The sequence below is a fragment of the Sagittula sp. S175 genome (assembly GCF_049800975.1).
Lineage (GTDB): Bacteria > Pseudomonadota > Alphaproteobacteria > Rhodobacterales > Rhodobacteraceae > Sagittula.
In genome coordinates this window covers 35,317-59,973 of sequence record NZ_JBNAGB010000001.1, presented here as the reverse complement: position 1 = coordinate 59,973, position 24,657 = coordinate 35,317, and the positions used below count along the sequence as shown (strand labels likewise).

25 protein-coding genes are annotated in these 24,657 nt (G+C 64.8%); 11 read left to right on the top strand and 14 right to left on the bottom strand.

Going from position 1 to position 24,657, the window contains the following annotated elements:
• The first annotated feature begins 6 nt into the window (after positions 1 to 6).
• Positions 7 to 873, top strand: a complete 867-nt coding sequence (locus ACP16H_RS00290; RefSeq protein WP_425070239.1) for a glycosyltransferase family 2 protein — start codon at positions 7 to 9, stop codon at positions 871 to 873.
• A 383-nt stretch (positions 874 to 1,256) separates the two neighbouring features.
• Here the strand turns inward: ACP16H_RS00290 and ACP16H_RS00285 are convergent, their stop codons facing one another.
• Entirely contained in the window at positions 1,257 to 2,471 is a 1,215-nt protein-coding gene (locus ACP16H_RS00285) for an NADP-dependent isocitrate dehydrogenase (RefSeq protein ID WP_425070238.1), read from the bottom strand.
• A 229-nt stretch (positions 2,472 to 2,700) separates the two neighbouring features.
• On the opposite strand from ACP16H_RS00285, the gene ACP16H_RS00280 reads away from it, so the two are divergent.
• Entirely contained in the window at positions 2,701 to 3,027 is a 327-nt protein-coding gene (locus ACP16H_RS00280; RefSeq protein WP_425070237.1) for a hypothetical protein, read from the top strand.
• 2 nt (positions 3,028 to 3,029) lie between these two features.
• Positions 3,030 to 4,577, top strand: a complete 1,548-nt coding sequence (locus ACP16H_RS00275; RefSeq protein ID WP_425070236.1) for a methyl-accepting chemotaxis protein — start codon at positions 3,030 to 3,032, stop codon at positions 4,575 to 4,577.
• 13 nt (positions 4,578 to 4,590) lie between these two features.
• Here the strand turns inward: ACP16H_RS00275 and ACP16H_RS00270 are convergent, their stop codons facing one another.
• The 3 genes from ACP16H_RS00270 to ACP16H_RS00260 all read right to left on the bottom strand — a co-directional run bounded on the left by ACP16H_RS00270 (position 4,591) and on the right by ACP16H_RS00260 (position 8,095).
• Entirely contained in the window at positions 4,591 to 5,826 is a 1,236-nt protein-coding gene (locus tag ACP16H_RS00270; RefSeq protein WP_425070235.1) for a multidrug effflux MFS transporter, read from the bottom strand.
• A gap of 36 nt (positions 5,827 to 5,862) precedes the next feature.
• On the bottom strand, positions 5,863 to 6,507 hold the full coding sequence (locus ACP16H_RS00265) for a DsbA family oxidoreductase (RefSeq protein WP_425070234.1): 645 nt from the start codon (positions 6,505 to 6,507) through the stop codon (positions 5,863 to 5,865).
• Between the two features lie 79 nt (positions 6,508 to 6,586).
• Complete coding sequence (locus ACP16H_RS00260; RefSeq protein WP_425070233.1) at positions 6,587 to 8,095, bottom strand: class I adenylate-forming enzyme family protein; 1,509 nt, start codon at positions 8,093 to 8,095, stop codon at positions 6,587 to 6,589.
• Between the two features lie 67 nt (positions 8,096 to 8,162).
• Between ACP16H_RS00260 and ACP16H_RS00255 the strand changes: the two genes are divergently transcribed.
• From ACP16H_RS00255 to ACP16H_RS00245, 3 genes are all read left to right on the top strand, one after another.
• Positions 8,163 to 8,783, top strand: coding sequence for a helix-turn-helix domain-containing protein (locus ACP16H_RS00255; RefSeq protein ID WP_425070232.1), 621 nt, complete (start codon positions 8,163 to 8,165; stop codon positions 8,781 to 8,783).
• Positions 8,784 to 8,921: 138 nt separating this feature from the next.
• The gene (locus tag ACP16H_RS00250) at positions 8,922 to 9,695 is read left to right on the top strand and encodes a ZIP family metal transporter (RefSeq protein ID WP_425070231.1); all 774 of its coding nucleotides are present in this window, start codon (positions 8,922 to 8,924) and stop codon (positions 9,693 to 9,695) included.
• A gap of 99 nt (positions 9,696 to 9,794) precedes the next feature.
• Positions 9,795 to 10,007 (top strand): DUF4287 domain-containing protein, encoded by a 213-nt coding sequence (locus ACP16H_RS00245; RefSeq protein WP_425070230.1) that lies wholly within the window; start codon positions 9,795 to 9,797, stop codon positions 10,005 to 10,007.
• A gap of 313 nt (positions 10,008 to 10,320) precedes the next feature.
• Here ACP16H_RS00245 and ACP16H_RS00240 read toward each other — a convergent pair whose 3' ends face one another.
• From ACP16H_RS00240 to ACP16H_RS00205, 8 genes are all read right to left on the bottom strand, one after another.
• Entirely contained in the window at positions 10,321 to 11,613 is a 1,293-nt protein-coding gene (locus tag ACP16H_RS00240; RefSeq protein WP_425070229.1) for an ABC transporter permease subunit, read from the bottom strand.
• Positions 11,610 to 12,620, bottom strand: coding sequence for a branched-chain amino acid ABC transporter permease (locus ACP16H_RS00235; protein WP_425070228.1), 1,011 nt, complete (start codon positions 12,618 to 12,620; stop codon positions 11,610 to 11,612). Before ACP16H_RS00235 ends, ACP16H_RS00240 begins: the two co-directional genes overlap by 4 nt.
• Positions 12,620 to 13,063: a hypothetical protein gene (locus ACP16H_RS00230; protein ID WP_425070227.1), complete on the bottom strand. Its 444-nt coding sequence runs from the start codon at positions 13,061 to 13,063 to the stop codon at positions 12,620 to 12,622. The genes ACP16H_RS00235 and ACP16H_RS00230 overlap by 1 nt, the downstream gene beginning before the upstream one ends.
• A 44-nt stretch (positions 13,064 to 13,107) precedes the next feature.
• Complete coding sequence (locus tag ACP16H_RS00225; protein WP_425070226.1) at positions 13,108 to 13,545, bottom strand: hypothetical protein; 438 nt, start codon at positions 13,543 to 13,545, stop codon at positions 13,108 to 13,110.
• Positions 13,542 to 13,955, bottom strand: a complete 414-nt coding sequence (locus tag ACP16H_RS00220) for a hypothetical protein (protein WP_425070225.1) — start codon at positions 13,953 to 13,955, stop codon at positions 13,542 to 13,544. The genes ACP16H_RS00225 and ACP16H_RS00220 overlap by 4 nt, the downstream gene beginning before the upstream one ends.
• A 1-nt stretch (position 13,956) precedes the next feature.
• Positions 13,957 to 14,790 (bottom strand): ABC transporter ATP-binding protein, encoded by an 834-nt coding sequence (locus ACP16H_RS00215; RefSeq protein ID WP_425070224.1) that lies wholly within the window; start codon positions 14,788 to 14,790, stop codon positions 13,957 to 13,959.
• Positions 14,791 to 15,064: 274 nt separating this feature from the next.
• Complete coding sequence (locus ACP16H_RS00210; protein WP_425070223.1) at positions 15,065 to 15,844, bottom strand: ABC transporter ATP-binding protein; 780 nt, start codon at positions 15,842 to 15,844, stop codon at positions 15,065 to 15,067.
• Positions 15,845 to 15,947: 103 nt separating this feature from the next.
• Positions 15,948 to 17,135 carry an ABC transporter substrate-binding protein gene (locus ACP16H_RS00205; RefSeq protein WP_425070222.1) on the bottom strand — a complete coding sequence of 396 codons (1,188 nt, stop codon included), beginning with the start codon at positions 17,133 to 17,135 and terminating at the stop codon, positions 15,948 to 15,950.
• 168 nt (positions 17,136 to 17,303) lie between these two features.
• Here ACP16H_RS00205 and ACP16H_RS00200 point away from each other — a divergent pair, with 168 nt between their 5' ends.
• Positions 17,304 to 18,413: a PQQ-dependent sugar dehydrogenase gene (locus tag ACP16H_RS00200; protein WP_425070221.1), complete on the top strand. Its 1,110-nt coding sequence runs from the start codon at positions 17,304 to 17,306 to the stop codon at positions 18,411 to 18,413.
• A gap of 336 nt (positions 18,414 to 18,749) precedes the next feature.
• Here ACP16H_RS00200 and ACP16H_RS00195 read toward each other — a convergent pair whose 3' ends face one another.
• Positions 18,750 to 19,760 carry a GlxA family transcriptional regulator gene (locus ACP16H_RS00195; RefSeq protein WP_425070220.1) on the bottom strand — a complete coding sequence of 337 codons (1,011 nt, stop codon included), beginning with the start codon at positions 19,758 to 19,760 and terminating at the stop codon, positions 18,750 to 18,752.
• Positions 19,761 to 19,954: 194 nt separating this feature from the next.
• Between ACP16H_RS00195 and ACP16H_RS00190 the strand changes: the two genes are divergently transcribed.
• Positions 19,955 to 21,325: a class II 3-deoxy-7-phosphoheptulonate synthase gene (locus ACP16H_RS00190; protein ID WP_425070219.1), complete on the top strand. Its 1,371-nt coding sequence runs from the start codon at positions 19,955 to 19,957 to the stop codon at positions 21,323 to 21,325.
• Positions 21,326 to 21,540: 215 nt separating this feature from the next.
• Here the strand turns inward: ACP16H_RS00190 and ACP16H_RS00185 are convergent, their stop codons facing one another.
• The gene (locus tag ACP16H_RS00185) at positions 21,541 to 22,266 is read right to left on the bottom strand and encodes a PAS domain-containing protein (RefSeq protein ID WP_425070218.1); all 726 of its coding nucleotides are present in this window, start codon (positions 22,264 to 22,266) and stop codon (positions 21,541 to 21,543) included.
• A 262-nt stretch (positions 22,267 to 22,528) separates the two neighbouring features.
• Between ACP16H_RS00185 and ACP16H_RS00180 the strand changes: the two genes are divergently transcribed.
• The 3 genes from ACP16H_RS00180 to ACP16H_RS00170 are packed head-to-tail and all read left to right on the top strand — an operon-like array spanning position 22,529 to position 24,591.
• Positions 22,529 to 23,419, top strand: coding sequence for a YicC/YloC family endoribonuclease (locus ACP16H_RS00180; RefSeq protein ID WP_425070217.1), 891 nt, complete (start codon positions 22,529 to 22,531; stop codon positions 23,417 to 23,419).
• A gap of 3 nt (positions 23,420 to 23,422) precedes the next feature.
• The gene (gene gmk, locus ACP16H_RS00175) at positions 23,423 to 24,073 is read left to right on the top strand and encodes a guanylate kinase (RefSeq protein ID WP_425070216.1); all 651 of its coding nucleotides are present in this window, start codon (positions 23,423 to 23,425) and stop codon (positions 24,071 to 24,073) included.
• Positions 24,070 to 24,591 carry a gamma carbonic anhydrase family protein gene (locus ACP16H_RS00170; protein WP_425070215.1) on the top strand — a complete coding sequence of 174 codons (522 nt, stop codon included), beginning with the start codon at positions 24,070 to 24,072 and terminating at the stop codon, positions 24,589 to 24,591. Before gmk ends, ACP16H_RS00170 begins: the two co-directional genes overlap by 4 nt.
• Positions 24,592 to 24,657: the final 66 nt, after the last annotated feature.

Genomic DNA, 24,657 nt, shown 5'->3' with positions numbered 1-24,657 from the left:
TAGGGGATGAAGATCGCGGCACTCACCATGGTCTACCGCGATTGCTGGGCGCTGTCGCGCTGGTACGCCCACCATGGCCGGCTGATCGGGGCGCAGAACCTCTTTGTCGTGGCGCATGGCGCCGATCCGCGTATCGCCGAAATCTGCCCCGAGGCTTCGATCATCACCGTCCCGCGCGACCGCTTCGACAACTTCGACCGGACGCGGGCCGAGATGCTGGACGGCTTCCACGCCGGGCTGTCCAAGCTCTACGACTGGGTGATCCGCACCGACGCGGACGAGCTGATCTGCTACGACCCAGACCTCTGGTCCGGCCTGCCCGAGGTGCTGACCTCGGTCGATGGCCCTGTCGCCACGGCCCTTGGATTCGATCTGGTCATGCGCGATGAGGACTCCGAGATGACGGATGGCACGGTGTTCTCGCAGCGCCGCGCCATTGCGTTCTCGGGTCATTATTCCAAGGCCGTGGCCGCGCGCCGCCCGGTCTCTTTCCAGCTGCACGGGGTCAAGGTCGCGCCGCGCAAGCTGGCGGACTTCCCGTTTCACATGCCCCGTGGGCTTTATCTCGCGCATCTGAAATACGCCAACCGAAGCGTGCTGTCCGAGGGCAACACCATCCGGATGCAGATCGCCCGCGGCCCAGGGAAAGGCCTGCCCGGCGCCGGCTGGGCCGAAGCCGAGGACGACGCCCGCACATTCTACGAAGGGTTCGCCGCGAAACCAGAGCGCCCCTGGGAAGAGGCCCAGGCCGAGGCCCACGCCACGCTCTCGGTCAAACCCGCCCGCGTCGAGCGGTTCTCGCTGGTCAAGACCCGCGCGCTGAAACTGCCTTTCCGGACCACGCTGCCCGACCGTTTCGCCGAACAGGGGTAGGGGCGTGGGGGGGGGGGGGGGGGATGGGGGCCGCCCGCGGCACCCCCGCTCCCCGCCCTTTGCGCCGATCTGGGTTTGGGGGGTGGTATTTTTCGCGAAAAATCGCGCCACCGCCCGAAACCAGCCCATCGCTCGAAACTCGGCCCCGGCCAAACTTCATACCGGGCGTAAATCCTGCGTCACGCGCCTTCGACATTGAGACAGGTCCGCCGAACGCCTTGTCAGTGTGCCTTTGGCCCGGCGCATGTCTTGCGACATGCGCGTTCGGCAGTGAGAAAGGTCCCCCGGACCTTACTCCGGGCGTGCCTTTTGCCCGGCGCATCTCTTGCGACATGCGCGTTCGGCACTGAAGAGGGTCCCCCGGACCCTCTTCCGGGCGTGCCTCACCCCACAAGGGCCTTGTTGAGGTTCTCGTCCACTTTTTCGAGGAAGCCCATGGTCGTCAGCCACCCCTGATCCGGGCCCACCAGCAACGCGAGGTCCTTGGTCATGTAACCCGACTCCACCGTCTCCACGATCACCCGCTCCAGCGTCTCGGCAAAGGCGCGCAGCGCCACGTTGCCGTCCAGCTTGGCCCGGTGCTTCAACCCGCCGGTCCAAGCGTAGACCGAGGCGATCGAATTGGTCGAGGTCGCCTCACCCTTCTGGTGCTGCCGGTAGTGGCGCGTAACCGTGCCATGCGCCGCCTCTGCCTCGACGATCTGGCCGTCGGGCGTCATCAATACCGACGCCATCATCCCCAGCGACCCGAACCCCTGCGCCACCGTGTCACTTTGCACGTCACCATCGTAGTTCTTGCAGGCCCAGACGAATTTCCCGTTCCATTTCAGCGCACAAGCCACCATGTCGTCGATCAGGCGATGCTCGTACCAGATCCCGGCGTCCTTGAACTTCTGCTCGAATTCCGCCTCGTAAATCTCTGCGAACAAATCCTTAAACCGGCCGTCATAGGCCTTCAGGATCGTGTTCTTCGTCGACAGGTAGACCGGCCAGCCGAGGTTCAGGCCGTAGTTCAGCGATGCCCGGGCAAAGTCGCGGATCGACTCGTCCTGGTTGTACATCCCCATGTAAACCCCGGCACCGGGCGCGTCATAGACCTCGCGCTCGATGACCTGACCATCGGAGCCTTCCCACTTCATCGTCAACTTGCCCGCCGAGGGGAAATGAAAATCCGTCGCCTTGTACTGATCGCCAAAGGCATGGCGGCCCACCACGATCGGATTGGTCCAGCCCGGCACCAGGCGCGGTACGTTGCGGCAGATGATCGGCTGGCGGAACACCACGCCGCCAAGGATGTTGCGGATCGTGCCATTGGGCGACTTCCACATCTTCTTGAGCCCGAATTCCTCGACCCGCGCCTCGTCGGGGGTGATCGTGGCGCATTTCACCGCGACGCCGACTTCTTTCGTCTTTTCAGCGGCTTGCACGGTGATCTGGTCGTCGGTGCGGTCACGTTCCTCGATCCCCAGATCGTAATACAGCAGGTCGATGTCCAGGTAAGGCAGGATCAGCTTTTTCTTGATGAAATCCCACATGATGCGGGTCATCTCGTCGCCGTCCATTTCGACGATGGGGTTGTCTACCTTGATCCGGGTCATCGTTTTTCCCTCTATCGGTGAATCACTTGAGCCGCTTCTACTGGACATTTGGTTAAACGGAAATATGGCATACATATGTATACCAAACATTTCATTTCGATCTGCACATTAAACGTGCCGCCCTCCGGGACTTTGCGAAACATGAATGCAGGTTTGCAACTTGCCGAATTTTATGAATTTTCCCCTGTGCGTTAAGAGCGGGGTAAGGGCCGAGCCTTAGACCGCTGATATGGATGACCGGCACAGCCATATCGCGTCGATCGCGCTACTGGGTCTGACACTCGTGGTGGCCATGGGGTTCAGCCTTGCGCTGACCGCAAGCGCGCTGCCGCCACGTGCGGGGCAACCGGTCATGGTCATCGCCTGGCCCTGGGGGACCGCGGCCGAACATGTCGTCCGTGCAACCGGCGGCGCGCCGATCTCGCCCTGGCAGCCACGCCACATGGCAGCCCTGGCGATGTTCAGCGGGGACATTCCCTTGGATGAGCTGCACCGCCTCGGCGTCTGGGCGGTGCTGGACGGGAAACGGGTGGCGGAAATATGTGGGGTGCCGTGACGATGAAAGACCTTTTGAAACGTATCGCGCGCAGCCGCAGCAGCACGCTGGCACTGGTGGTTTCGCTGTTGTTCCTGCCACTGGCACCACTGGCCACGCAGGTGACCGGAGCCTCACTTTACGTGGCGCTGGCCGGGTCCGGCGCGCTCACCGCGCTCACCGCGCTGGTCCTGCTGGCGCGCTGGATGGACAACGCGCTGTCCGACTATATCCACGCCACATCCTTGCTGGGGCAGGCCATGCTTCTGACGGCGCTGTTCACCGGCCACCCGTGGCAGATGGACATGCACATGCTGTTTTTTGCCATGCTCGCGATCATATCGATCAACGGACGGATTGGCGTTCTGGTCTATGGCTGCGGCATCACCGCGGTGCATCACCTTGGCCTGACGGTGGTCCTGCCGGCGCTGGTCTTTCCCTCGTCGGACCTTTTGGTGAACGTCCTGCGCACCGCGCTGCACGGCGGCATCGTCGTGATGGAGGGGCTGGTGCTTGCCCTCGCCATGCACAGCCGCAACGAAAACAACGCCATGCTGGCGGAAAACACGCGCAAGCTGGAAACCGGCACCCGCATGGCAGAGGACGCCCAAGCCGAGGTGCAGGAGGCGCATCAGCGCGCCAGTGCCGTCATCGACGAGATGCGCGTGGCGCTGTCCCGGCTCGCGGCGCGCGACCTTGCCTCTGGCATCCAGAAAGCCTTTCCGGCGCAATACGAGGTGCTGCGCAACGAATTCAACACCACGCTCGACACCCTACGGGAGGCATTTGCCGCAGCCACAGAAACGGCGAATGGTTTCTCCAGCGATTCCAATAACCTCGCTCATTCCTTGCGCGATCTTGCCCAACTGACCGACCTACAGGCCCGCGCCCTGGAAGAGATGACCGCCGCGACCGAACTTCTGGTCGACACCCTCGGCCAGACCGCCGAGCAGGCGAAGGAGGCCGCGCGCTCCTCGGGCGAGGCGCGCGACAGTGCCGACAAGGGCAGCGAAGTGACAGAGAAGGCCATCGCCGCCATGCGCCAGATCGAGGAAAGCTCGCGCCAGATCTCCTCCATCGTCGATCTGATCGACGACGTGTCCTTCCAGACGAACCTGCTGGCGCTCAATGCCGGAGTCGAGGCCGCGCGCGCAGGCGAGGCGGGCAAGGGGTTTGCCGTCGTCGCCATGGAGGTGCAGCAACTCTCGCTCCGCACCGCAGAGGCCGCCAGCGGCATCAAGACGCTGATCCAGGCAAGCTCGGATCAGGTCAACGCCGGTGCCGAGCTGGTCGACGCGGCGGGACGGCGGCTGAATGACATCCGGGCGCAGATTTCGCGCGCCAGCGAACTGGCCAATGCGATCTCTGCCCGCAACATCGAGCAGACAGGCTCGTTGACGGAACTTCACGGCATGGTGCGCTCGGCCAACGATCAGACCCGGCGCGCCGCCGAGATGGGGGATACGCTCGCGGAACTGTCCAGCCACATGACGCAGGCCTCCGAACGCCTGTCCGAAGACATGGCCAGCTTCACCCTCGATGAAACCGAGGACAGGCGCGCCGCCTCCTGAGCACCCGGAGGTTTCAAGGCGCCTCTTCGGCCCCCAGCCGGATCATCAGCATCAGCGCCAGCGCCGCGTACAAAAGGCTGCCGACAATCAGGGGCAACGGCGTTCCGTTGAACGCCAGCCCCACCGGCACCGCCAGCACCACCGCAAGGACCGTGGCCGACGCGCTGATGACCGAGGCAGCGGTGCCCGCGATATGGCCCATCGGCTCCATCGCTATGGCATTCAGGTTGCCGATGGTCAGCCCGGCCTGAAAGAACTGTACCTGTTGCCACAGCAGCAGGGCCGCGAACAGGGCCAGCGGGGCCGACGCAACAGCCATCACCGACAGCACCACCAGGCTGACCGCGATATGCGCGATCAGGATCGCCTTGACCAACAGCCGCATTCCCAGCCGCACCACCAGTCGCGCATTGACATAGCTCGACGTGGCCGTGATGACCGCCGTGGCCCCGAACCACATGGGAAAGCTCTCCCCGCGGCCCGCCCAGACCTCGTAGACCGGCTGGATCGACGAGATCGTCGCGAACAGCGAGGCAAAGCACAGCGCCAGCGTCAGGATCGGCAGCCGCACATCGGGCCGCGCGAGCATCTCCTTCAGCGCATCGCGCAGCAGCGCCGGGCGGAAGGGACGCCGCCGCTCGGGCCGCAAGGTCTCGGGGATGCGCAGCAGGAACCAGCCCGTCGTGAGCGTCCCGAACAGGGCAAAGGCCAAAAAGATCGCATGCCAGTCAAAGACCTTCACGATCTGCGCGCCCATCAGCGGCGCCAGCGCCGGAACGATGGCAAAGACCATCATGATGAAGGACGTGATCTGCGCCATGCCGCGCCCGGCATAGAGGTCACGCACCACCGCCATGACCACCACGCGCGGACCCGCCGCACCCAGTCCCTGCACCAGCCGCGTGACCAGCAGCCATGTCATGCTCTCGGACCCCACCGCCGCCAGCGCCGCAACCACGTAGAGCAGGCTGCCGCCCAGGATCACAGCCCGCCGCCCGAAGTGGTCCGACAGCGGCCCGGTAAAGAACGTCCCCAGACCCATGCCAAGAACAAAACTGGTGATGACCAGCTGCGCCGCATTCGGGTTTTCCGCCGCGAGGTCGGCGGCAATCTCCGGCAGGACCGGCATCATCGAGTCGATGGAAAACGCCACCAGGGCCGAGAGCATGGCCATAAGCGCCACGAATTCGGTGCGCGAGGGCAGGGTGTGCCGAGGTGCTTCCGGCAGGTCCCGGTCCGTGGTGCTCATCGCGGTCCCCTGCGGATCATCACGTTGCGACCGACGTCACGCGCGGCCATTGGCCCCGGTGCGCAGCTCTTCGATCACGCGCGACCACAGCTCGGGCGGCTGCGCGCCCGGCACCGCGTGCTGCCCCGCCACGATGAAGGTCGGCACCGAATTGATCCCCATGCCGCGCGCCGCCGCGTCGCGCTCGACGATCTCGCGCCGGTCCTCGTCGGTGGCCAGCAGCCGCAGCACGAGGCTTGCATCCATGCCGCAGCCATCCGCCACGTCGGCCAAAACCTCGGCGTCGCCAATGTCGCGGCCATCGACGAAATAGGCCCGGAACAGCGAGGACACGATGGCCGTCTGCCGCCCCTCGACCTCGGCCCAGTGTATCAGGCGATGCGCATTCACCGTCGACGGCGTGCGTTCGATCCGGTCGAGGTTGAGCGTCAGCCCGGCCTTCTCGGCGTGTTCAATAACGGGCGCATAGGCCTGCACCGCCCCGGCCTGACCGCCGAACTTGTCCTCGAGGTAGGTGCGCCGGTCCATCCCCTCTGCGGGCATGGCCGGGTTCAGCATGAAGGGCAGCCAGCGCACCCGGAACGGATGGGTCGGGTTCTGCTCCAGCGCGCGGTCCAGGTAGGCCTTGCCGATATAGCACCAGGGGCAGATCGGATCGCTGAAAATATCGAGTTGTACCATGTCGGCTCCTTCATACGCCGTCCACATAGCACCGGACGCGCGCCAGTGCGACCTCGGATTGCCCGATTTCCGGGCAGGATCAGATCGCGTGATCGCGCAGGGCTTTGCGGATCAGCTTGCCATTCGGGTTGCGGGGCAGGGTGTCGACGCGGACCCAGGCCTTGGGGCACTTGTAGGCCGCCAGCCGGTCAGAGGCAGCGGCCTTCAGCGCGGCCTCGTCCAGGTCGTCGGCGGACACGCAGAAGGCCACAACGATGCGCACGTCCGGCTTGATCTCCACATCGGTGACTGCCAGTTCGCTGATCCCGGGCAAGCCGGTCAGGGCCGCCTCGACCTCCAGCGGCGATACGCGGTAGCCGCCCGCGTTCATCATGTCATCGTCGCGGCCCATGTAGGTCAGCTGCCCGGATGCATCCATGGCGGCCATGTCGCCGGTCACGAACCAGTCGCCCGCGAACTTCCCGGCCGTGGCCTCCGGCGCGCCGATGTAACCCAGCATCAGCCCCGGATCGCGGCGGTCTATGGCGATGACGCCCGGTTCACCCAAGGGCACCGGCTGCCCGTCGGACAGGATCGCCACGCGCCGCCCGACCTGGGGCCGCCCCAGCGTCCCAGGCTGCGACGGCCGCCCCGGCGCGTTCGAAATGAAGGTCGAGCATTCCGACATGCCATAGGCCTCGTAGATCTCCGTCCCCGAAGCCGCGCGCCAGGCCGCACGAATGCCCTCTGACAGCTTCTCGCCCGCCGCAAGCCCATGGCGCAGCTTCGGCATCGGCGGTACGGGATACTTCAGAACCTGCCGGTAAACCCCCGGTGCGGCAGCGAAAATCGTCACATCGTTGCGCTTCATCAGCAGCGCCAGCTGCGCCGGATCGGTCCCGGCGGCGGGGATCAGCGCGGTGGCGCCCGCCGTCCACGGGTCCATCAGGCCGGTGCCCAGCGTATAGGTCCAGTTGAACGCCCCCGCGTGCAGCAGCCGATCGTCGGAGCGCAGCCCGTACCAGCCCTCCACCATCATCTGCCGCGCCCAGATCGCGCGATGCGCATGCCCCACGGCGCGCGGCGTCCCCGAGGTGCCGGAGGTGTAGACGATATAGGCCAGCCGCTCCGGGTCGCCCATGTCGTAGGCCGCGGGCGGCAGCGCGTGCCAGCCCTCGTAGACCTCCGAACCGTAGACCGGCACGGCGGTCTCGGGGCAGGGCACGCCATCGGCCCGCAGGATCGCCGCCGGGTTGAGCTGGTCGATGATGCCCGCCACCTCCCGCTCGGTCAGCTGCGACGACGACGGCACCGGCACCACCCCCGCCGCAATCGCGCCAAGGTAGGCGATCGGAAAATCCACCGTGTTCCCCAGCCGCATCAGCAGCACGTCTCCGGGTTTCAGCCCCGCCTCCAGCAGCCCCGTCGCCGTCCCGCGCACCGCCGCGATCAGCTTGCCGTAGGACCAGCGCTGCGCGCCCGTGGGCTTCACCACGGACAGGGCGATCTTGTCAGGGGTCAGCGCCCCCGCTGCCAGCACATGCGCGGCCAGGTTGAACGGTGCGGGGCAGGGCGCAAACGCGCCTTCATCGAAGAGAGAAACTGTCATGAATGAGGGAGTATGCCCCGTCCGGCCAGCTTGCAAGGCCCCCGGCGCGGCCTTATACGCAAGCGCCATGAGCACCGATCCGAAATCCCTCATCCGCATCGCCCGTGAAAACGGCGAAGACCCGCATGTGGAGCCGCTCGACCTCGGTCTGCGGGTGCGCGAGTTGCGCAAGGAAAAGGACTGGACGCTCGAACAGGCGGCGAAAAAAGCCGGGCTGGCGCGCTCGACCCTCTCGAAGATCGAGAACGGCCAGATGTCACCCACCTATGACGCGCTCAAGAAACTGGCCATCGGGCTGGAAATCAGCGTGCCGCAGCTGTTCACCCCGCCGCAGCAGGCGCAGGTCAATGGCCGCATGGCCGTGACCCGCATGGACGAGGGCAAGCCGCAGGCCACCACGACCTACGAACACGATCTGCTGGCCGAAACCCTGACGCGGAAAAAGATGCTGCCCTACCGCGCCCGCATCCGCGCCCGCAGCATGGACGAATTCGACGGCTGGGTCCGTCACGACGGCGAGGAATTCCTCTATGTCCTCACCGGCGTCATCAAGCTGTATACCGAGTTCTACGAACCCGTCGAAATGAAGCGCGGCGACAGCGCCTATTACGACGCCACCATGGGGCACAACGTCATCTCGGTCTCGCCCGAGGATGCGACGATCCTCTGGGTGACCTCGCTCGCTTGACCGCTCAACACCGGGCTCCTGTAACATCTGACATGCAAAGTCAGCAGCAGGGCGCTTGACCTCGGCGCAAAAACGTCAATCTTCATGCCCTAAATCCCCGCAGTCGGATTTTCCGGCCTGCGCGGGCAAGGAGACAGAATGACACCGATCCTCATGGCCCTCATGGGCGGCACCGTCGCCGCCATCGCCACCACCGCCGGCGCCATCCCCGCCCTCATCGGCAAGCAGATGAGCCGCGGCACATCCGACATGATGCTGGGCTTTGCCGCGGGCGTGATGCTCTCCGCCGCCTATTTCTCGCTTATCATCCCTGGCATCGACCTCGCCGAAGAGCAGCACGGATCGGTCTGGATCGCCGCCGCCATCGCGGGCGCTGGCGTCATCCTCGGCGCAGGCTTTGTCTGGCTCCTGAACGCCAAGATCCCGCACGAACACTTCAAATCCGGCCCCGAAGGCGGCGCGGATCAGGCCACGCTCGCGCGCATCTGGCTGTTTGTCCTCGCCATCGCCATCCACAACCTGCCCGAAGGCCTGTCCATCGGCGTGGCCTTCGGCGTCGACGAGGCCAAGGGCTTCTCGGTCATGACCGGCATCTCGCTTCAGGACATCCCCGAAGGGCTGGCCGTCGCGGTTGCCATCATCGGCCTTGGCTATTCCAAGTGGCTGGCGCTTGGCGTCACCGCCCTGACCGGCGCGCTGGAAATCGTCGGCGCATTGATCGGCGCGGCGGCGGTCACCGTCTCGGCCACGCTGCTGCCCTGGGGCCTGACCTTTGCTGCCGGGGCCATGCTCTTCATCATCAGCCACGAGATCGTGCCGGAAACCCACCGCAACGGCCACCAGAACCGCGCCACCATGGGCTTCATCATCGGTCTGGTCATGATGATGTTCCTCGACGTGACGCTGGGATGATGTGATCCCGCGCGGCGGTCCGGTTGTTCCTCCGGTCCGTCGCCGCGCTTGACCCGGCAGCGAAGCCCCCGCATCCTCCCGCCAAACGGGAGGATCGCCATGTCAGACCCGAAACCGGCCAAAGCCAAAGGCCCCGCGTCCTACTTCCCCTCGATCGAGGCAAAGTACGGTTTGCCCATCCAGCACTGGCTGGACATCATCGCGGCGCATCCCGACCGCAAGCACATGGAACTGGTCACCCTGCTGAAAACCGATCACGCCATGGGCCACGGCCACGCGAATGCACTGGTGGCCTACGCGCTGAAAGGCTGAGTTCCGGACTGACAGACTTCCGCCCGACAGGCGCGCCGCCCCTGCCTTCATCTTGATCCAAATACCCTCGGGGGTCCCGGGGGCAGAGCCCCCGCTCGTGCGCAAGCACGACAAACGCAATTGGTTCCGGGGGCAGAGCGCCCGCGCGTTCGCACGCACCACAAACTGACCCCCCGGCCGGCGGCGCAGCCGCCGGCGGGTCGCCTGCCACAGGCAGGCGAAGGCCCTCTCCAACCTGCGATGCCAATGAAAAGACCCCCGCACCACCGGCACGGGGGTCTCTAGCACTTCCGAACGCGAACCGTTTCCCGGATCAGCTTTCGGGCAGCAACCCTCGGGGCGCGAAGCGCAGCACCAGCAGCAGGATCAGACCCATGGTCAGCAGGCGCATGTGCTGCACCGATCCCAGCAGGTGATCCTTCAGCCACGATCCGTCCGCCATCCCGGCGGTGACCAGCTGCATCAGGCCCTGGCCCAGAGGCTCCACCTGCACCCAGAAGAACCAGATCAGCATACCGCCAAGGATCGCACCAAGGTTGTTGCCCGAGCCGCCCACGATCACCATCACCCAGATCAGGAAGGTATAGCGCAACGGCTGATAGGTCGACGGCGTCAACTGACCGTCCAGCGTCGTCATCATCGCGCCCGCGATGCCGCAGATCGCCGACCCCAGGACAAAGACCTGCAAGTGGCGGAAGGTCACATCCTTGCCCATGGCGCGGGCCGAGACCTCGTTGTCGCGGATCGCCCGCATCATCCGGCCCCAGGGCGATTTCAGCGCCAGCTGCGCCAGCACCAGCAGCACCACCAGAACGGTGGCGAACATCAGCGAATAGCCCGCCTTGACATAGAGCGTCGAGGCCGTGGCCGGGTCCAGCCCAAGGTTCGCGGCGCTCTCGACGAAGGACTGGCTCGCCTGAAGGTCGGTCTCGTAGGGCATCGGGCGGGGCAGGCCGTTGACGTTCTTGACGCCGCGCGACAACCATTCCTCGTTCTTCAGGATGGCGATGATGATCTCGGAAATCCCCAGCGTCGCAATCGCCAGGTAGTCCGAGCGCAGGCCCAGCGCCGTCTTGCCGATCACCCAGGCCGCGCCCGCGGCCAGCAGACCACCCACGGGCCAGGCCAGCACGACGGGCAGACCGAGACCGCCCAGATAGCCCGTCACCGCCGGATTCACCGCCTCGATGGCATTCACCGCGTCATCGCGTACCCAGCGGTACAGGAAGAACCCCAGGATCAGCACCAGCGCCACGCCCCAGCCGATCCGCGCCTTCTTGTACAGAAAGGCCGACAGCGCCACGACACCGGCCCCCACGACCAGTGCCAGCAGCGCACGCGGGCCGCCGGCGGCCCAGCCCTCGGGCACCGGCGCGACCGAGGTCAGCACCACGGCCAGACCACCCAGCGCCACGAACCCCATGATGCCCACGTTGAACAGCCCGGCGATGCCCCATTGCAGGTTGACCCCCAACGCCATCACCGCACTCACCAACCCCATGTTCAGGATCACCAGCGCCGAGTTCCAGCTTTGCATCACGCCGGTTCCGACGATCAGCACCGCCACCAGCGCGAACAGCGCGCCTGTCTTCATGCTCTGGCTCATACCGATTTCCCCTTGAAGAGCCCGGTGGGCTTGAACAGCAGGACGATCACGAGGATCATGAAGCTCACGGCGAACTTGTATTCCGTCGCCATCAGCTGAACGAGGCCCGTAGGCTCCAGTGCCTCGGGCAGGGCATAGCCCAGCACCTTCTTCCAGGCATAGGTCACGCCCACCTCGGAAAACGCGATGACGAACCCGCCCGCGATGGCCCCCAGCGGATTGCCAAGCCCGCCCACGATGGCCGCCGCAAAGATCGGCAGCAGCAGCTGGAAATAGGTGAAGGGCTTGTACGACTTGTCCAGCCCGTACAGCACGCCCGCGATGGTAATCAGCCCGGCCACGATCAGCCATGTCACCATGACCACGCGCTCCGGGTTGATGCCCGACAGCAGCGCCAGATCCTCGTTGTCGGAATAGGCCCGCATCGACTTGCCCGTCCGCGTCCGGTTCAGGAACCAGAACAGCGCGACAACCACGACAATCGCCACCACGACGGTGATCGCCTGCGTCGTCTTCAGACCCAGGCCCTCGGCCAGCCCGGTCGACCGCTTGAACTCGCCCGCCGAAATGATGAACCGCTCACCATCGGCAAAGTTCACATCCTCGGTCCCCAGCACGAACCGCGTCAGCCCGTTATAGACGAACATCACCCCGATGGAGACCATGACAAAGATGATCGGCTTCGCCTTCTGGCCACGATAGAACCGGTAGATCACCCGATCCGTGCCCAGCACCAGGGCCGCCGTCCCGGCAATCCCGAAAGGGATCGCCAGCAAGGCTGTCGGCAAGGGGCCAAGGCCGACGCCCCAGGACTGGAACAGCCAGGTCACGAGGATCGTCACCATGGTGCCAAAGGCCATGGTGTCGCCATGGGCAAAGTTGGAAAACCGCAGGATGCCGTAGACCATGGTCACCCCCAGCGCACCCAGCGCCAGCTGGCTGCCATAGGTCATCGCCGGGATCAGCACAAAATTCGTCAGCGCCACCAGCGCATTGAGCAGGTCCATCAGGAGCCCTCCAGTTCACATTGGCCGAACCACGTCTGCGCCTCAGGCCCCAATCCCGAATGGATCGTCATCCAGGTCTCGCCTTGCGGTCCGCGCGTGATCAGCCGCATTTCCCGTCCCACGGTGCCCTTGTCATCCGACACCAGCCGTTCGCCGCCAAGGAACAGCGGCACCGTCCACCAGCTGAGCGGCAGGTCGGTGTTGACCAGCAAGGGGTAGTCCTCTCCCTCCATGACCAACACGCCCTGACGCTCGAATGCGCTGGTCCCGGAGGATGGACGGATCTCGATCCGGGCGGGCAGGGCGACAGGCATGCAGACCGCCACCCCGGCGCAGGATTTCTCAAAGCTGCAGGTCAGGGCACCGGGGGCCACCGGACCAGGTCCAGCCCATGCCGCCGCCGGAAACACGGCCACCGCAGCCAAAGCCCAGGCCAGGCTCACGGCGGAGGCCAGACTCCCAGCCCGGCCCCGTTTCACCCACCGCCTCATTGCGCCACCTCGCAACGCCCGAGATAGCTCACCATCATCGGCCCCTCGGCGTAATGCACCGTGTAGCGCGCCGCACCATCGCCCGCGACGGTCAGCAGGTGCCGCGCCTCGAAATCGCCGCCCGACAGCGACAGCCGCCCGCGATCCCGCGCGCCCATCATGAAAACCGTCCCGGCATCGGCCACAAGGTTGGCCTCGACCATCAGCACCTCCGGGTCCAATCCGCCCGCATGGGCGTCGAGGAAGGGCTTGAAACCGCCATCGGTGCAGCCCTCGTCCTCAAGACACTCGCGGTCAAAGACACAGTCCAGCTGGATGTCCTCCTGCACCGGGGCCGTGGTGACGGTCATCATGTCACCATCTTCCTCCGCCACGTCGTCCTGCGCCGCACAGGGCAGGGCGGCCAACAGCATCAGTCCGACCAGCCCCCTCATTGCACGGCCTCGCAGCGTCCAAGGTAGGTCACCGCCTGCGGCCCGTTGGCCAGATGGACGGTATAGCGCGCCGCACCATCGGCGCTCACGCTCAGCATGTGACGCCCAAGTCCCGCCCCGCCATACAGGCCCAAAGCCCCGTTCGACAGGGTGCCCGCCAGCATCACGTCGCCATTGTCCGACCGCATCTCGATCTCTGCGGCCAAGTCGATCATCTCGTCGCCACTGGCGCGGCCCACCAGCGTCGCGGCAAAAACCGCCTCCTGACAGCCCTCCGCCTCGTAACACTCGGTGGCAAACCGACAGTCCATGTAGACCTGCGCCTCGACCGCGGTCTCCGCAGAAACCATCCCGGGAAACGGCACAGACATCGCGGCGCTGGCCAATATCGTTCGAACCAGGACACTCATGTCACCCCCCCAGGAAACTGCGCCGCACTTCCGGGTCGGCCAGCAGATCCTTGCCCGTCCCCGTATGCGCATTCGCACCCTGGACCAGAACGTACCCCTTGTCGGCGATCTCCAGCGCCTGCCGGGCGTTCTGTTCGACCATGAGGATCGAAATCCCGGTGCGCGCCACCTCGATGATCCGGTCGAACAATTCGTCCATGACGATTGGCGACACCCCCGCCGTGGGCTCGTCCAGCATCAACACCTTCGGCTGGGTCATCAGGGCGCGGCCCACGGCGACCTGCTGACGCTGCCCGCCGGACAACTCGCCCGCAGGCTGGCGACGCTTCTCGCCCAGGATCGGGAACAGCTCGTAGACCTGTTCGATGGTCGCCCGGTAGTCATCCTCGCGGATGAAGGCCCCCATCTCCAGGTTCTCCTCCACCGTCATGGTGGTAAAGATGTTGTGCGTCTGGGGCACAAAGCCCATGCCCTGCTTCACCCGATCCTGCGGCGTGAGCGCGGTGATGTCCCGCCCGTCCAGCCGCACCGCCCCGGACCGCACGTCCAGCATCCCAAAGACCGCCTTCATGGCCGTGGACTTCCCCGCACCATTCGGCCCGACGATCACGGCAATCTCGCCCTTTTCGACGGCAATGGTGCAGTCATGCAGGATATCCGGCCCCTTGCCATAGCCGCCGGTCATCCGGTCGCCGATCAGGAACGGACCCGCTCCCCCGTCACGCACCGGCCCGGACTGCCGCGTGGTATCCACCGTCGCCTCGCCCCCGCGCCGCGTCACCGAGGCATCGTTATTGCCGTGGTCATCCTGATACGGATCGCCGCCGCTGCTCATGCGCCCACCCCTGCTTCTTTGGTTTCACAAATACCGCGGGGGAGTCCCGCAGGGACGGGGGCAGAGCCCCCTTCTTTCTGACAAGTCGCGCTGCGCGCTCCGGGGGCAGAGCCCCCTCCTGTCTGAATAGTCGCGCCCAGCACTCCGAGGGCAGAAAACCCTGCACCGCCCCGACATATCCCCAGCCGCCCGACGTCCCCGACCAAAGCTTTGCGACGCAAAGCTTTCCCGCGCCCAAGGCTTTGCGCCGCAAAACCTTCACCCAAGCCGCCGCTCATCCCACCTGATCCTTGTTCTTCAACCCGGTGCCCAGGTAGGCCTCGATCACCTGCTCGTTGGCCTTGATCTCGTCCAGCGTGCCTTCGGCCAGCTTCTTGCCCTCGGCCATGACGATCACCGGATCACAGATCTTCCCGATGAAATCCATGTCATGCTCGATCACGCAGAAGGTATAGCCCCGGTCCCGGTTCAGCGCGACGATCGTATCCGCGATCGTCATCAGCAGCGTCCGGTTCACCCCCGCGCCGACCTCGTCCAGAAACACGATCTTGGCGTCCACCATCATGGTGCGCCCCAGCTCCAGCAGCTTCTTCTGCCCGCCGGAAATCGCCCCCGCCGGGTGATCCGCGAGATGCGTGATCGTCAGGAACTCCAGCACCTCGTCGGCCTTGGCCCGCAGCGCCCGCTCCTCGTCGGCGATCCGCTTGCGCCCGAACCACGTGTTCCACAACTGCTCGCCCGACTGCCCGCCCGGCACCATCATCAGGTTCTCGCGGCACGACATCGACCCGAACTCATGCGCGATCTGGAAGGTCCGCAAGAGCCCCTTGTGGAACAGCGCGTGCGGCGGCAGGCCGGTGATGTCCTCGCCATCCATGAACACGCGGCCCGAGGTCGGCTCCAGCGCGCCCGCGATCACGTTGAACAGCGTCGTCTTGCCCGCGCCGTTCGGCCCGACAAGGCCGGTGATCGACCCCTTGGCAATCTCCAGCGATGCGCCGTCCACGGCCCGGAACGCGCCGAAATGGCGGTGCAGGTTCTCTACCCTAATCAAGGACTATCTCCCTCGCGGGCCACGCTATGGTTGTGACCCAAACCCCGGAAACGCAAAGGGCGGCCCGTGACAAACGCCCGGACCGCCCTCCGCTCAGGTCATCTTACTTGAACGCGACGGTCTCGGCCTTGCCGCCCTTGACGTCGTAGTAGCGGTAGGTGCCTGCCGCTTCGCCCGGGCCGATCAGTTCCACGCCCGATGCGCCGACGTAGTCCACGTCACCACCCGATGCGAGGATTTCAAAGGCCTTGCCCAGTTCACCCGGCAGGATCGGCTCGCCCGGAGCGTTCGCCACGTCCAGCAGGTTGGCCGCCACCGCTTCGCCCGTGGCCGCGCCGCCCTTCATCATCGCCAGCGCGATCAGCGCCGCCGCGTCATAGGATTCGCGGGTGTAGGACGACGAGGCGTCGAAACCTGCGCCTTCGGTGATCTTGGCGAACATGTCCGCGCCTTCGCCTTCGGCCCATGCAATGGTGCCGATGGAGCCTTCGAGCGCGTCGGACAGTTCCGAGAACAGGCCGTCGGAGTACATGCCGTCACCCAGCACGTAGGTGTCGAAGGCGCCGGTGTCGTAGGACGCCTGGATCATGCCCTTGCCGCCCTGGTCGGAATAGCCCAGCACCACCAGCGCATCGCCACCGGCAGAGGCCAGCGCGCCGATCTCGGCCGAGTAATCCGCCTTGCCGTCGTCATGCGGCGCCGACAAGGTGATCGTGCCGTCGAAGTTCGCGGCAAACGCATCGGCAAAGCCCTTGCCGTAGTCGTTGTTGGTGTAGGTCACGGCGACCGACGAGATCCCCTTTTCCTTCAGGATCTCGGCCAGGACGGCGCCCTGACGTGCATCCGACGGCGCGGTGCGGAAGAACAGACCGTTGTCCTCGGCGGTCGACAGACCCGGCGAGGTGGCGGAGGGCGACACCATCGGCACACCGTTCGGCACCGCGACGTTGGCCAGAACCGCGCCGGTCACGCCCGAGCAGTCCGCGCCCATGATCGCCACGACGCCCTCGGAGGTCACCAGACGTTCCGCCGCAGCGGTCGCCGCCGCCGCGTCGACGCAGGTGCTGTCCGCGCGCACCGGCGCCAGCATCACGCCGTCCAGGAACTTGCCGGACTCGTTCACTTCCTTCATCGCCAGCTCAGCCGAGTCGCCCATCATCGGGGTGATGGATTCGATCGGGCCGGTGAAGCCGAGGATCACGCCGATCTTGGCTTCGGAGCCATGGCTCTCGGCATGGGCGGCACCAGCGGTCAGCGCGGCGGCCGAAGCGGCCAGAAGCAGTTTTTTCATGTTTCAACTCCCTGTTGGAACGTTGTTGGAACGTATCGTTCGGCGCAAAGCCTAGTTTTGCAGCGGTGAAAAGAAAAGACCCGCCCCTAGGTCACAAGCGGGAAATCCTTGCGTGAAACGACTTGTTTCGGTCCTGAAACGACCCAGCTATCCGTCAGGAGGACCAAAATGCGCCACTTCATCCTGACCACCACCGCCAGCCTGATTCTGACGCCACTGCTCGCCTCGCAATCGGTTGCCCAATCAAGCATCACGACCGAGGCAGGTCCCATGCGGATCACGCCGCTGGTTCAGGGGCTGGACGAGCCCTGGGGCGTCGACCATCTGCCCGACGGCACCATCCTCATCACGGAACGCGCCGGTCGCCTGATCGCTGCGCGCGACGGCTCGACCACCGAGGTCGCCGGTCTGCCGGACGACATCGTCGTGGACGGGCAGGGCGGCTTGCTCGACATCCTGATCCCCGCGGATTTCTCCGAGACCCGCGATGTCTACCTGACCTATTCAAAGCAGTTGCGCGGCGGCGCGGGGACTGCCGTCTACCACGCGAAACTTTCGGAGGATGGCACGGCGCTGACGGACGGCCACACGATCTTTCAGATGGATCGCGGCAGCGGCACCTCGCATCACTTCGGCTCGCGCCTTGTCGAAGGTCCGGAGGACACGCTTTTCATCACCGTGGGCGACCGGGGCAATGGCGATCTGGCGCAGGACGTGAACCGCCACAACGGCAAGGTGCTGCGCATCCACCGCGACGGCAGCGTCCCGCAGGACAATCCCTTCGCCGGTCAGGGCCTCCCCGAGGTCTGGTCCTACGGCCACCGCAACCCGCAGGGCGCGGCCATGGATGCCTCCGGCCAGCTTTGGACGGTCGAGCACGGGGCAAAAGGCGGCGACGAGGTCAACCGCATCACGCCCGGCACCAATTACGGCTGGCCGGTGATCTCCTACGGCACCAATTACAACGGCTCGAAGATCGGGCAGGGCACCGAGGCGGAGGGCATGGCGCAACCCGTCTTCTACTGGGACCCCTCCATCGCGCCCTCGGGCATGACCTTCTACGACGGGCCCGTGGCGGACTGGCAGGGCTGCGCCTTCATCGGCTCGTTGAAGTTCAACTATATCTCGCGCCTCTGCGGCGATCCGCTGGCCGAGGTTGAACGCATCGAGGCCGAGGAAACAGGCCGCGTCCGCGACGTGACCATGGGCCCGGACGGATCGCTGCGCTTCCTCTCGGTGATCGAAGGGGCGCTTTACAGCCTGTCTCCAGAGGGGTGAGTTCGCGCGCCGCTTGCGGTGAATCCCTTAACGTCCTGCAAAGGCGTTAACTTTTGCGAAACCTGCGGCGGGCGGTTTGCTGTGCTGGGCCAGATTAACCCAATGTCACCCCACGTCACGCGTCTGGGCCGAAAAACCGTTAACAACCGGCCGGTTTGACCCCGAAAACCGGCCGGTTGGGAGTATAACAAGTCGTAAAGACGCCCCGCAAATCATTGACACCATTAACGATTGCGGGATTTCACCACCACATCCGGTGCGCGCGCGCGCCATCAACCACCACGCACGCCCCGTCAGAGGTGTTTCAACCATTGTGCCTTTGCGACTCGCCGCGCCTCAGACCGACAGCTTCGGCCCTTGCGTGCCGCGCTCGCGGTAGGGGGTGGTCTCGTAATGCGCCCGGTAGCATTTCGAGAAATGCGATGGCGAGGCAAAGCCGCAGGCCAGCGCCACGTTGATCACCGACATATCCGTTTGCATCAACAGGTTACGCGCCTTCTGCAACCTCAGTTCCATGTAATAGCGCTTGGGGCTGCGGCTCAGGTAGCGGCGGAACAGCCGCTCCAGCTGTCGGGTCGACATGCCGACATCCTTCGCCAGAATGGCGGGGCTGATCGGCTCCTCGATGTTTTTCTCCATCATCTGAATGACTTGGCTCAGCTTTGGATGGCGCACCCCGATCCGCGTCGGCACCGACAGCCGCTGCGTGTCCTGATCCGTCCGGATCGAGGAATAGATCTGCTGATCCGCCACCGCGCTGGCCAGCTCTTCGCCGTGATCCTTGGCAATCACCTGCAAAAACAAGTCGATAGAGGACGTTCCCCCGGCGGTCGTCATGCGATTCCCGTCGATGGTGAACACCGATTTGGTCAGAAAGACCTCCTCGAACTCCTCCGAGAAACTGTCCTGGTTCTCCCAGTGGATCGTGGCCTTCTTGCCGTCCAGCAGACCGGCCTTGGCCAGCGTGTAGGCCGCCGTACACAGACCCGCGACGCCCAGCCCCCGGCGCGCCTCGCGCCGCAGCCAGTTGATCAGCTTCTTGGTGGTGGCCTTCTGCACATCGGCCCCGCCGCAGACCACGATCGTGTCGTCGCGGTGCAGCTCCTCAAGGTCGCCATCCAGCTGGAACACCGTCCCCGTGGAACAGCTGATCGTCGCGCCGCCTTCGCCAACCACTTGCCACTCATAGAGTTTCTTGTTCGACATGCGGTTCGCCAGCCGCAGGCAGTCCATGGCCGCGGCGAAACTGAGCAGCGTGAAATTGTCCAGCAGGACAAAGACAAACCGCCGGGGCTTGGCGGGGACCGTGTCCAATTCGACAATCTGGCGCTGACTGGGGGGCAGCATCGGAGCCTCATTCTCTGACTGTGATTCCGTTGCGGAGCGGCTGCAAACCGGCTGTCCACAACGGTTTGCCCACAAGGTCAGAGAGTGCGTTTCGCGTCAAGGGATGTCGCGAAAATGACGGGTTTTCAGTAGAGGGCGGCTCGCGTATAAGCCCCGGACTGTTATCGCTAATGATGCTATACCGGAGAGAGACAATGACCGAGTGGCAGAAATCGAACTGGCGCGACCTCCCGCGGGTTCAGATGCCCGACTATACGGACGCTGAGGCCCTGCATGCCGTCGAGGCGCAGTTGTCGAAGTATCCGCCGCTGGTCTTTGCCGGGGAAGCGCGCAAGCTGAAATCGCATATCGCTGCGGCGGGCCGGGGCGAGGCCTTTGTGCTTCAGGGCGGCGACTGCGCTGAATCCTTTGAACAATTCTCGGCGAACGCGATCCGAGACACCTTCAAGGTGATGCTGCAGATGGCCATGGTCCTGACCTTCGGCGCCAAGGTGCCGGTGGTGAAGGTTGGCCGTATGGCCGGCCAGTTCGCCAAACCGCGCTCGGCTCCGACCGAAGTGGTGAACGGCGTCGAACTGCCCAGCTACCGCGGCGACATCATCAACGAACTGGCCTTCACACCCGAGGCGCGGATTCCCGACCCCAAGAAGATGTTGCAGGCCTACACGCAGGCGGCGGCAACGCTGAACCTGCTGCGCGCCTTCTCGCAGGGCGGTTACGCGGACGTGCATCAAGTACACCAGTGGACGCTGGGCTTCACCGAAAGCGACAATGCCGCGAAGTACCGCGATATGGCCTCGCGCATCACCGATACGCTGGACTTCATCAAGGCCGCCGGCGTCTCCGGCGATCAGGCGCATTCGCTGCAGGTGGTGGATTTCTACACCTCGCACGAGGCGCTTCTGCTGGAATACGAAGAGGCGCTGACGCGCAACGACTCCACCTCCGGCAAGTGGCTGGCCGGCTCCGGCCATATGGTCTGGATCGGCGACCGCACCCGCCAGCCCGACGGCGCGCATGTGGAATTCTGCCGTGGCATCCTGAACCCGGTCGGTCTGAAATGTGGTCCGACCACCTCCGCCGAGGATCTCAAGGTATTGATGTCCAAGCTTAATCCGGCGAACGAAGAAGGCAAGCTGACGCTGATCGCGCGCTTCGGAGCGGGCAAGGTGGCCGAGAACCTGCCGCGCCTCATCAAGGCCGTGCAGGAGGTCGGTGCCAATGTGACCTGGGTCTGCGACCCGATGCACGGCAACACGATCAAGTCGGCCTCGGGCTACAAGACCCGGCCGTTCGACAGCGTGCTGCGTGAAGTCCGCGAGTTCTTTGCCGTGCACGAGGCCGAGGGCACCATCCCCGGCGGCGTGCATTTCGAGATGACCGGTCTCGACGTGACCGAATGCACCGGTGGCGTGCGCGAAGTCACCGACGAAGACCTGAGCGACCGTTACCACACCGCCTGCGACCCGCGTCTGAACGCGTCGCAGTCGCTGGAACTGGCTTTCCTGGTGGCGGAAGAGCTGACCAACCGTCGGCTGAACCAATCTGCAGCGGCAAACGGCTGAAATATAGTAGAAAATTCGTAATGGCGGAGGGCTGACCTGTCATGGGTCAGCCCTTCTTTCTTGCGCGGTCCGAAAGCTGAAAGGTTACCGGCACGGTGTCTTGGCAATCAATTGTTTACCCATGCCCTGAACATGAAAGGCCGACCCCAAAGGGATCGGCCTTCTCCATGTCAGACTGGCCATTTTGACTGGCTCTTGTCACTGGTCCTGGTCAATCAGTCGTTGTCCACCACCAACCGCAGGAAGGGCGCGCCGCTCTTGGCGGGGGGCTTCTCCGCCAAGCCTTCCAGGACCTTGGGACGGTAGGGGGTCCGCTGCTCGTGGAACGCCAGCGACGGGCGATCCTCCGTCAGTTCGATCTTTTCACGGGTCACGATACCCTGAGACGCAACACCCTCAAGTGCCGGAGAAATATGCAAACGCTCGACCTTGAACCGACGCGGCGTGCGTCCGATACGGCCGTGCGAGATCAGCGCGCCCAGACCACGGGTCAGGTCGCCGAAATCCGAGCGCAGCGGCAGGAGGATCAGGCTGGCCTCCATATCCGGCTTGCCAAAGCCACCTTCGGCCTTCAGGTCCATGCGGATGATCGCCGGATCGGCGAACAGTGCCGTGATGCCCTGACCGAACCGCTCGCGGTCCGAGGGGGCGATCAGAGAGGACAGTGGCATACCGGCCACCTGCATGCCCATGAGATCGTTCAGATGGGTGCCCGCGACGCGGATCTTCGCCATCGAGGGCGCGATGCGCTCCATCAGAAAGGCATTCTCCAGCGCGCTTTCCATGCCGCGCGGGTCAACCTGGCTGCGCAGCGGAACCGATGTCCCGTCGCACAGGCCGCGCCAATAGGCTTCGACCTGCCGCAGCGGCGCCTCGCGCCGTGATTTTTCCCGCTCGGTCATCGATACGATACCTTGCCCGTTGCCACCTTTGCCAAACATGTGTCCGCTCCTTCGTTTCGGATGCGGCCTGGCGCGGCCCCCTCGCCACCATGCCTGCGTCGTAACCTTCGTTGTGAAAACATTACTAGCAGAGCCCTGTCCAAATTTCGCCCCAATTGTGACCCAAGGGTTAACGCCGTGCAAACAAATCCGCCGATATTGGCCGATGTAGGATCGCCGGGCGGCAGGACCAGAGGGCGCCGTCAGGCTTGCCATAAGACCCCGTAGCCGATACCCGAGAAGCGCTACGATGGAGAACGACATGCGCCAATCAATGACTGGCTTCGCCAGCGCGCAGGGGTCGGGGCTGGGCCTTGGCTGGACATGGGAACTGCGCGGTGTGAACGGCAAGGGGCTGGACCTGCGGTTCCGCCTGCCGGACTGGGTCGAGGGGCTGGAGCCCGCGACCCGCGCAATGGCGGCCAAGTCCTTGACCCGCGGGAATATTCAGATCGGGCTGAAGCTGGTCTCGGACGGGGCGGACGGCGCGCTGCGGCTGGATTCCGGGCAACTGGCCGCTGTACTGGACGCCATGCACGAGATCGAAACCGCCGCCATGGACAAGGGGCTGTCGCTGGCGCCCTCCACGGCTGCCGAGATCGTCGGGCTGCGTGGCGTCATGACCACCGAGGCCGCCGAGGTCGACCCCGAGGCGCTGCGCAGCCTGCTGCTGGCGGATTTCGCCACGGCGCTCGACAGCTTCATCGGGATGCGCCAGTCCGAAGGTGCGGCCCTGACCGAGGTCATTAACCGCCAGTTGGGCGAGATTGAGGCACTGGTGGGTCAGGCCGAGTCGGCCATCACCGCCCGCGCCGATGCCCAACGCGCCCGATTCTCGCAAGCCTTGGCCCGCGTGTTGGACAACACCGACGGCGTGGACGAGGCGCGCATCGCGCAGGAACTGGCGCTGATCGCCGTCAAATCCGACGTGACCGAGGAAATCGACCGCCTGCGCGCGCATATCAACGCGGCCCGCGACCTGCTGGCCGAAGACGGTGCGGTCGGCCGCAAGCTGGATTTCCTCTGCCAGGAGTTCAACCGCGAGGCCAATACGTTGTGCTCCAAATCCGGCGATGCCGAGCTGACGCGCGCAGGCCTCGCCCTGAAAACCCTCATCGACCAGATGCGCGAGCAGGTCCAGAACGTGGAGTAACCCATGCCCGAAGTGAACCGCCGCGGCCTTCTCATCATCCTGTCCTCACCCTCCGGGGCCGGGAAATCCACGCTGGCAAAACGGCTGCGCGCCTGGGACCCGTCCGTGATCTTTTCCGTCTCGGCCACGACGCGCCCGCCGCGTCCGGGAGAGGTGGACGGCGAGGATTACCATTTCATGTCCCAGCAGGCCTTCAAGAAGGCCGTCGCCAATGGCGAGATGCTGGAGCATGCCCATGTGTTCGGCAATTTCTACGGCTCGCCCAAGGGTCCGGTGCGCGACGCCATCATCTCGGGCAAGGATGTGCTGTTCGACATCGACTGGCAGGGCGCGCAGCAGATGACGAATTCGGAACTGGCGCTGAACACGCTGTCGATCTTTTTGTTGCCGCCGTCCATCGCGGAACTGAAACGGCGTCTGGAATCGCGTGGGCAGGACGGGCCGGAGGTGATCGCGCGCCGGATGCAGAAGTCCTGGGACGAGATTTCCCATTGGGGCGCCTATGACTTCGTTCTGGTCAACGAGGATCTCGACCAGACCGAGGAACGGCTGAAGAGCATCATCACCGCCACTCGCCTGCGCCGCACGCAACAGCCGCAGCTGCTGGACCATGTGCGTGGGTTGCAGGCGGAATTCGAGGAGGCAGAGATATGACACTTTACGCTTTGGACGGGGTGGAGCCGCAGGTCGATGACACCGCATGGGTCGCACCGGATGCGAACCTGATCGGCAAGGTGGTGCTGGAAGAGAACAGCTCTGTCTGGTTCTCCTGCACGCTGCGGGGCGACAACGAGGAAATCCGCGTCGGTGCCGGGACGAACGTGCAGGAAAACGTCGTCTGCCATACCGACATGGGCTACCCGCTGGTGATCGGTGCCGGCTGCACCATCGGTCACAAGGTCATGCTGCACGGCTGCACCATCGGTGAGAACTCGCTGATCGGCATGGGCGCGACGATCCTGAACGGCGCGAAGATCGGGAAGAATTGCCTGATCGGCGCGGGGGCGCTGATCACCGAGGGCAAGGAAATCCCCGATGGCTCGCTGGTCATGGGGATGCCGGGCAAGGTGGTCAAGCAGCTGTCCGAGGAGGCCATCGAGGGCCTGCGCAATTCGGCGAAGCATTATCAGGCGAACGCACGTCGGTATGCCAAGGGGCTGCGCGCGCTTTGAAACCATGGGGCAGCGGGGGCTTTGCCCCCTCTGCGGCTGCGCCGCATTCACCCCCAAGGTATTTGT

Excerpts from the sequence above, each read along its gene's own strand:
- ACP16H_RS00290 (WP_425070239.1), top strand. The coding sequence starts at position 7 with ATGAAGATCGCGGCACTCACCATGGTCTACCGCGATTGCTGGGCGCTG.
- ACP16H_RS00285 (WP_425070238.1), bottom strand. The coding sequence starts at position 2,471 with ATGACCCGGATCAAGGTAGACAACCCCATCGTCGAAATGGACGGCGAC.
- ACP16H_RS00280 (WP_425070237.1), top strand. The coding sequence starts at position 2,701 with ATGGATGACCGGCACAGCCATATCGCGTCGATCGCGCTACTGGGTCTG.
- ACP16H_RS00275 (WP_425070236.1), top strand. The coding sequence starts at position 3,030 with ATGAAAGACCTTTTGAAACGTATCGCGCGCAGCCGCAGCAGCACGCTG.
- ACP16H_RS00270 (WP_425070235.1), bottom strand. The coding sequence starts at position 5,826 with ATGAGCACCACGGACCGGGACCTGCCGGAAGCACCTCGGCACACCCTG.
- ACP16H_RS00265 (WP_425070234.1), bottom strand. The coding sequence starts at position 6,507 with ATGGTACAACTCGATATTTTCAGCGATCCGATCTGCCCCTGGTGCTAT.
- ACP16H_RS00260 (WP_425070233.1), bottom strand. The coding sequence starts at position 8,095 with ATGACAGTTTCTCTCTTCGATGAAGGCGCGTTTGCGCCCTGCCCCGCA.
- ACP16H_RS00255 (WP_425070232.1), top strand. The coding sequence starts at position 8,163 with ATGAGCACCGATCCGAAATCCCTCATCCGCATCGCCCGTGAAAACGGC.
- ACP16H_RS00250 (WP_425070231.1), top strand. The coding sequence starts at position 8,922 with ATGACACCGATCCTCATGGCCCTCATGGGCGGCACCGTCGCCGCCATC.
- ACP16H_RS00245 (WP_425070230.1), top strand. The coding sequence starts at position 9,795 with ATGTCAGACCCGAAACCGGCCAAAGCCAAAGGCCCCGCGTCCTACTTC.
- ACP16H_RS00240 (WP_425070229.1), bottom strand. The coding sequence starts at position 11,613 with ATGAGCCAGAGCATGAAGACAGGCGCGCTGTTCGCGCTGGTGGCGGTG.
- ACP16H_RS00235 (WP_425070228.1), bottom strand. The coding sequence starts at position 12,620 with ATGGACCTGCTCAATGCGCTGGTGGCGCTGACGAATTTTGTGCTGATC.
- ACP16H_RS00225 (WP_425070226.1), bottom strand. The coding sequence starts at position 13,545 with ATGAGGGGGCTGGTCGGACTGATGCTGTTGGCCGCCCTGCCCTGTGCG.
- ACP16H_RS00220 (WP_425070225.1), bottom strand. The coding sequence starts at position 13,955 with ATGAGTGTCCTGGTTCGAACGATATTGGCCAGCGCCGCGATGTCTGTG.
- ACP16H_RS00215 (WP_425070224.1), bottom strand. The coding sequence starts at position 14,790 with ATGAGCAGCGGCGGCGATCCGTATCAGGATGACCACGGCAATAACGAT.
- ACP16H_RS00205 (WP_425070222.1), bottom strand. The coding sequence starts at position 17,135 with ATGAAAAAACTGCTTCTGGCCGCTTCGGCCGCCGCGCTGACCGCTGGT.
- ACP16H_RS00200 (WP_425070221.1), top strand. The coding sequence starts at position 17,304 with ATGCGCCACTTCATCCTGACCACCACCGCCAGCCTGATTCTGACGCCA.
- ACP16H_RS00195 (WP_425070220.1), bottom strand. The coding sequence starts at position 19,760 with ATGCTGCCCCCCAGTCAGCGCCAGATTGTCGAATTGGACACGGTCCCC.
- ACP16H_RS00190 (WP_425070219.1), top strand. The coding sequence starts at position 19,955 with ATGACCGAGTGGCAGAAATCGAACTGGCGCGACCTCCCGCGGGTTCAG.
- ACP16H_RS00185 (WP_425070218.1), bottom strand. The coding sequence starts at position 22,266 with ATGTTTGGCAAAGGTGGCAACGGGCAAGGTATCGTATCGATGACCGAG.
- ACP16H_RS00180 (WP_425070217.1), top strand. The coding sequence starts at position 22,529 with ATGCGCCAATCAATGACTGGCTTCGCCAGCGCGCAGGGGTCGGGGCTG.
- gmk (WP_425070216.1), top strand. The coding sequence starts at position 23,423 with ATGCCCGAAGTGAACCGCCGCGGCCTTCTCATCATCCTGTCCTCACCC.
- ACP16H_RS00170 (WP_425070215.1), top strand. The coding sequence starts at position 24,070 with ATGACACTTTACGCTTTGGACGGGGTGGAGCCGCAGGTCGATGACACC.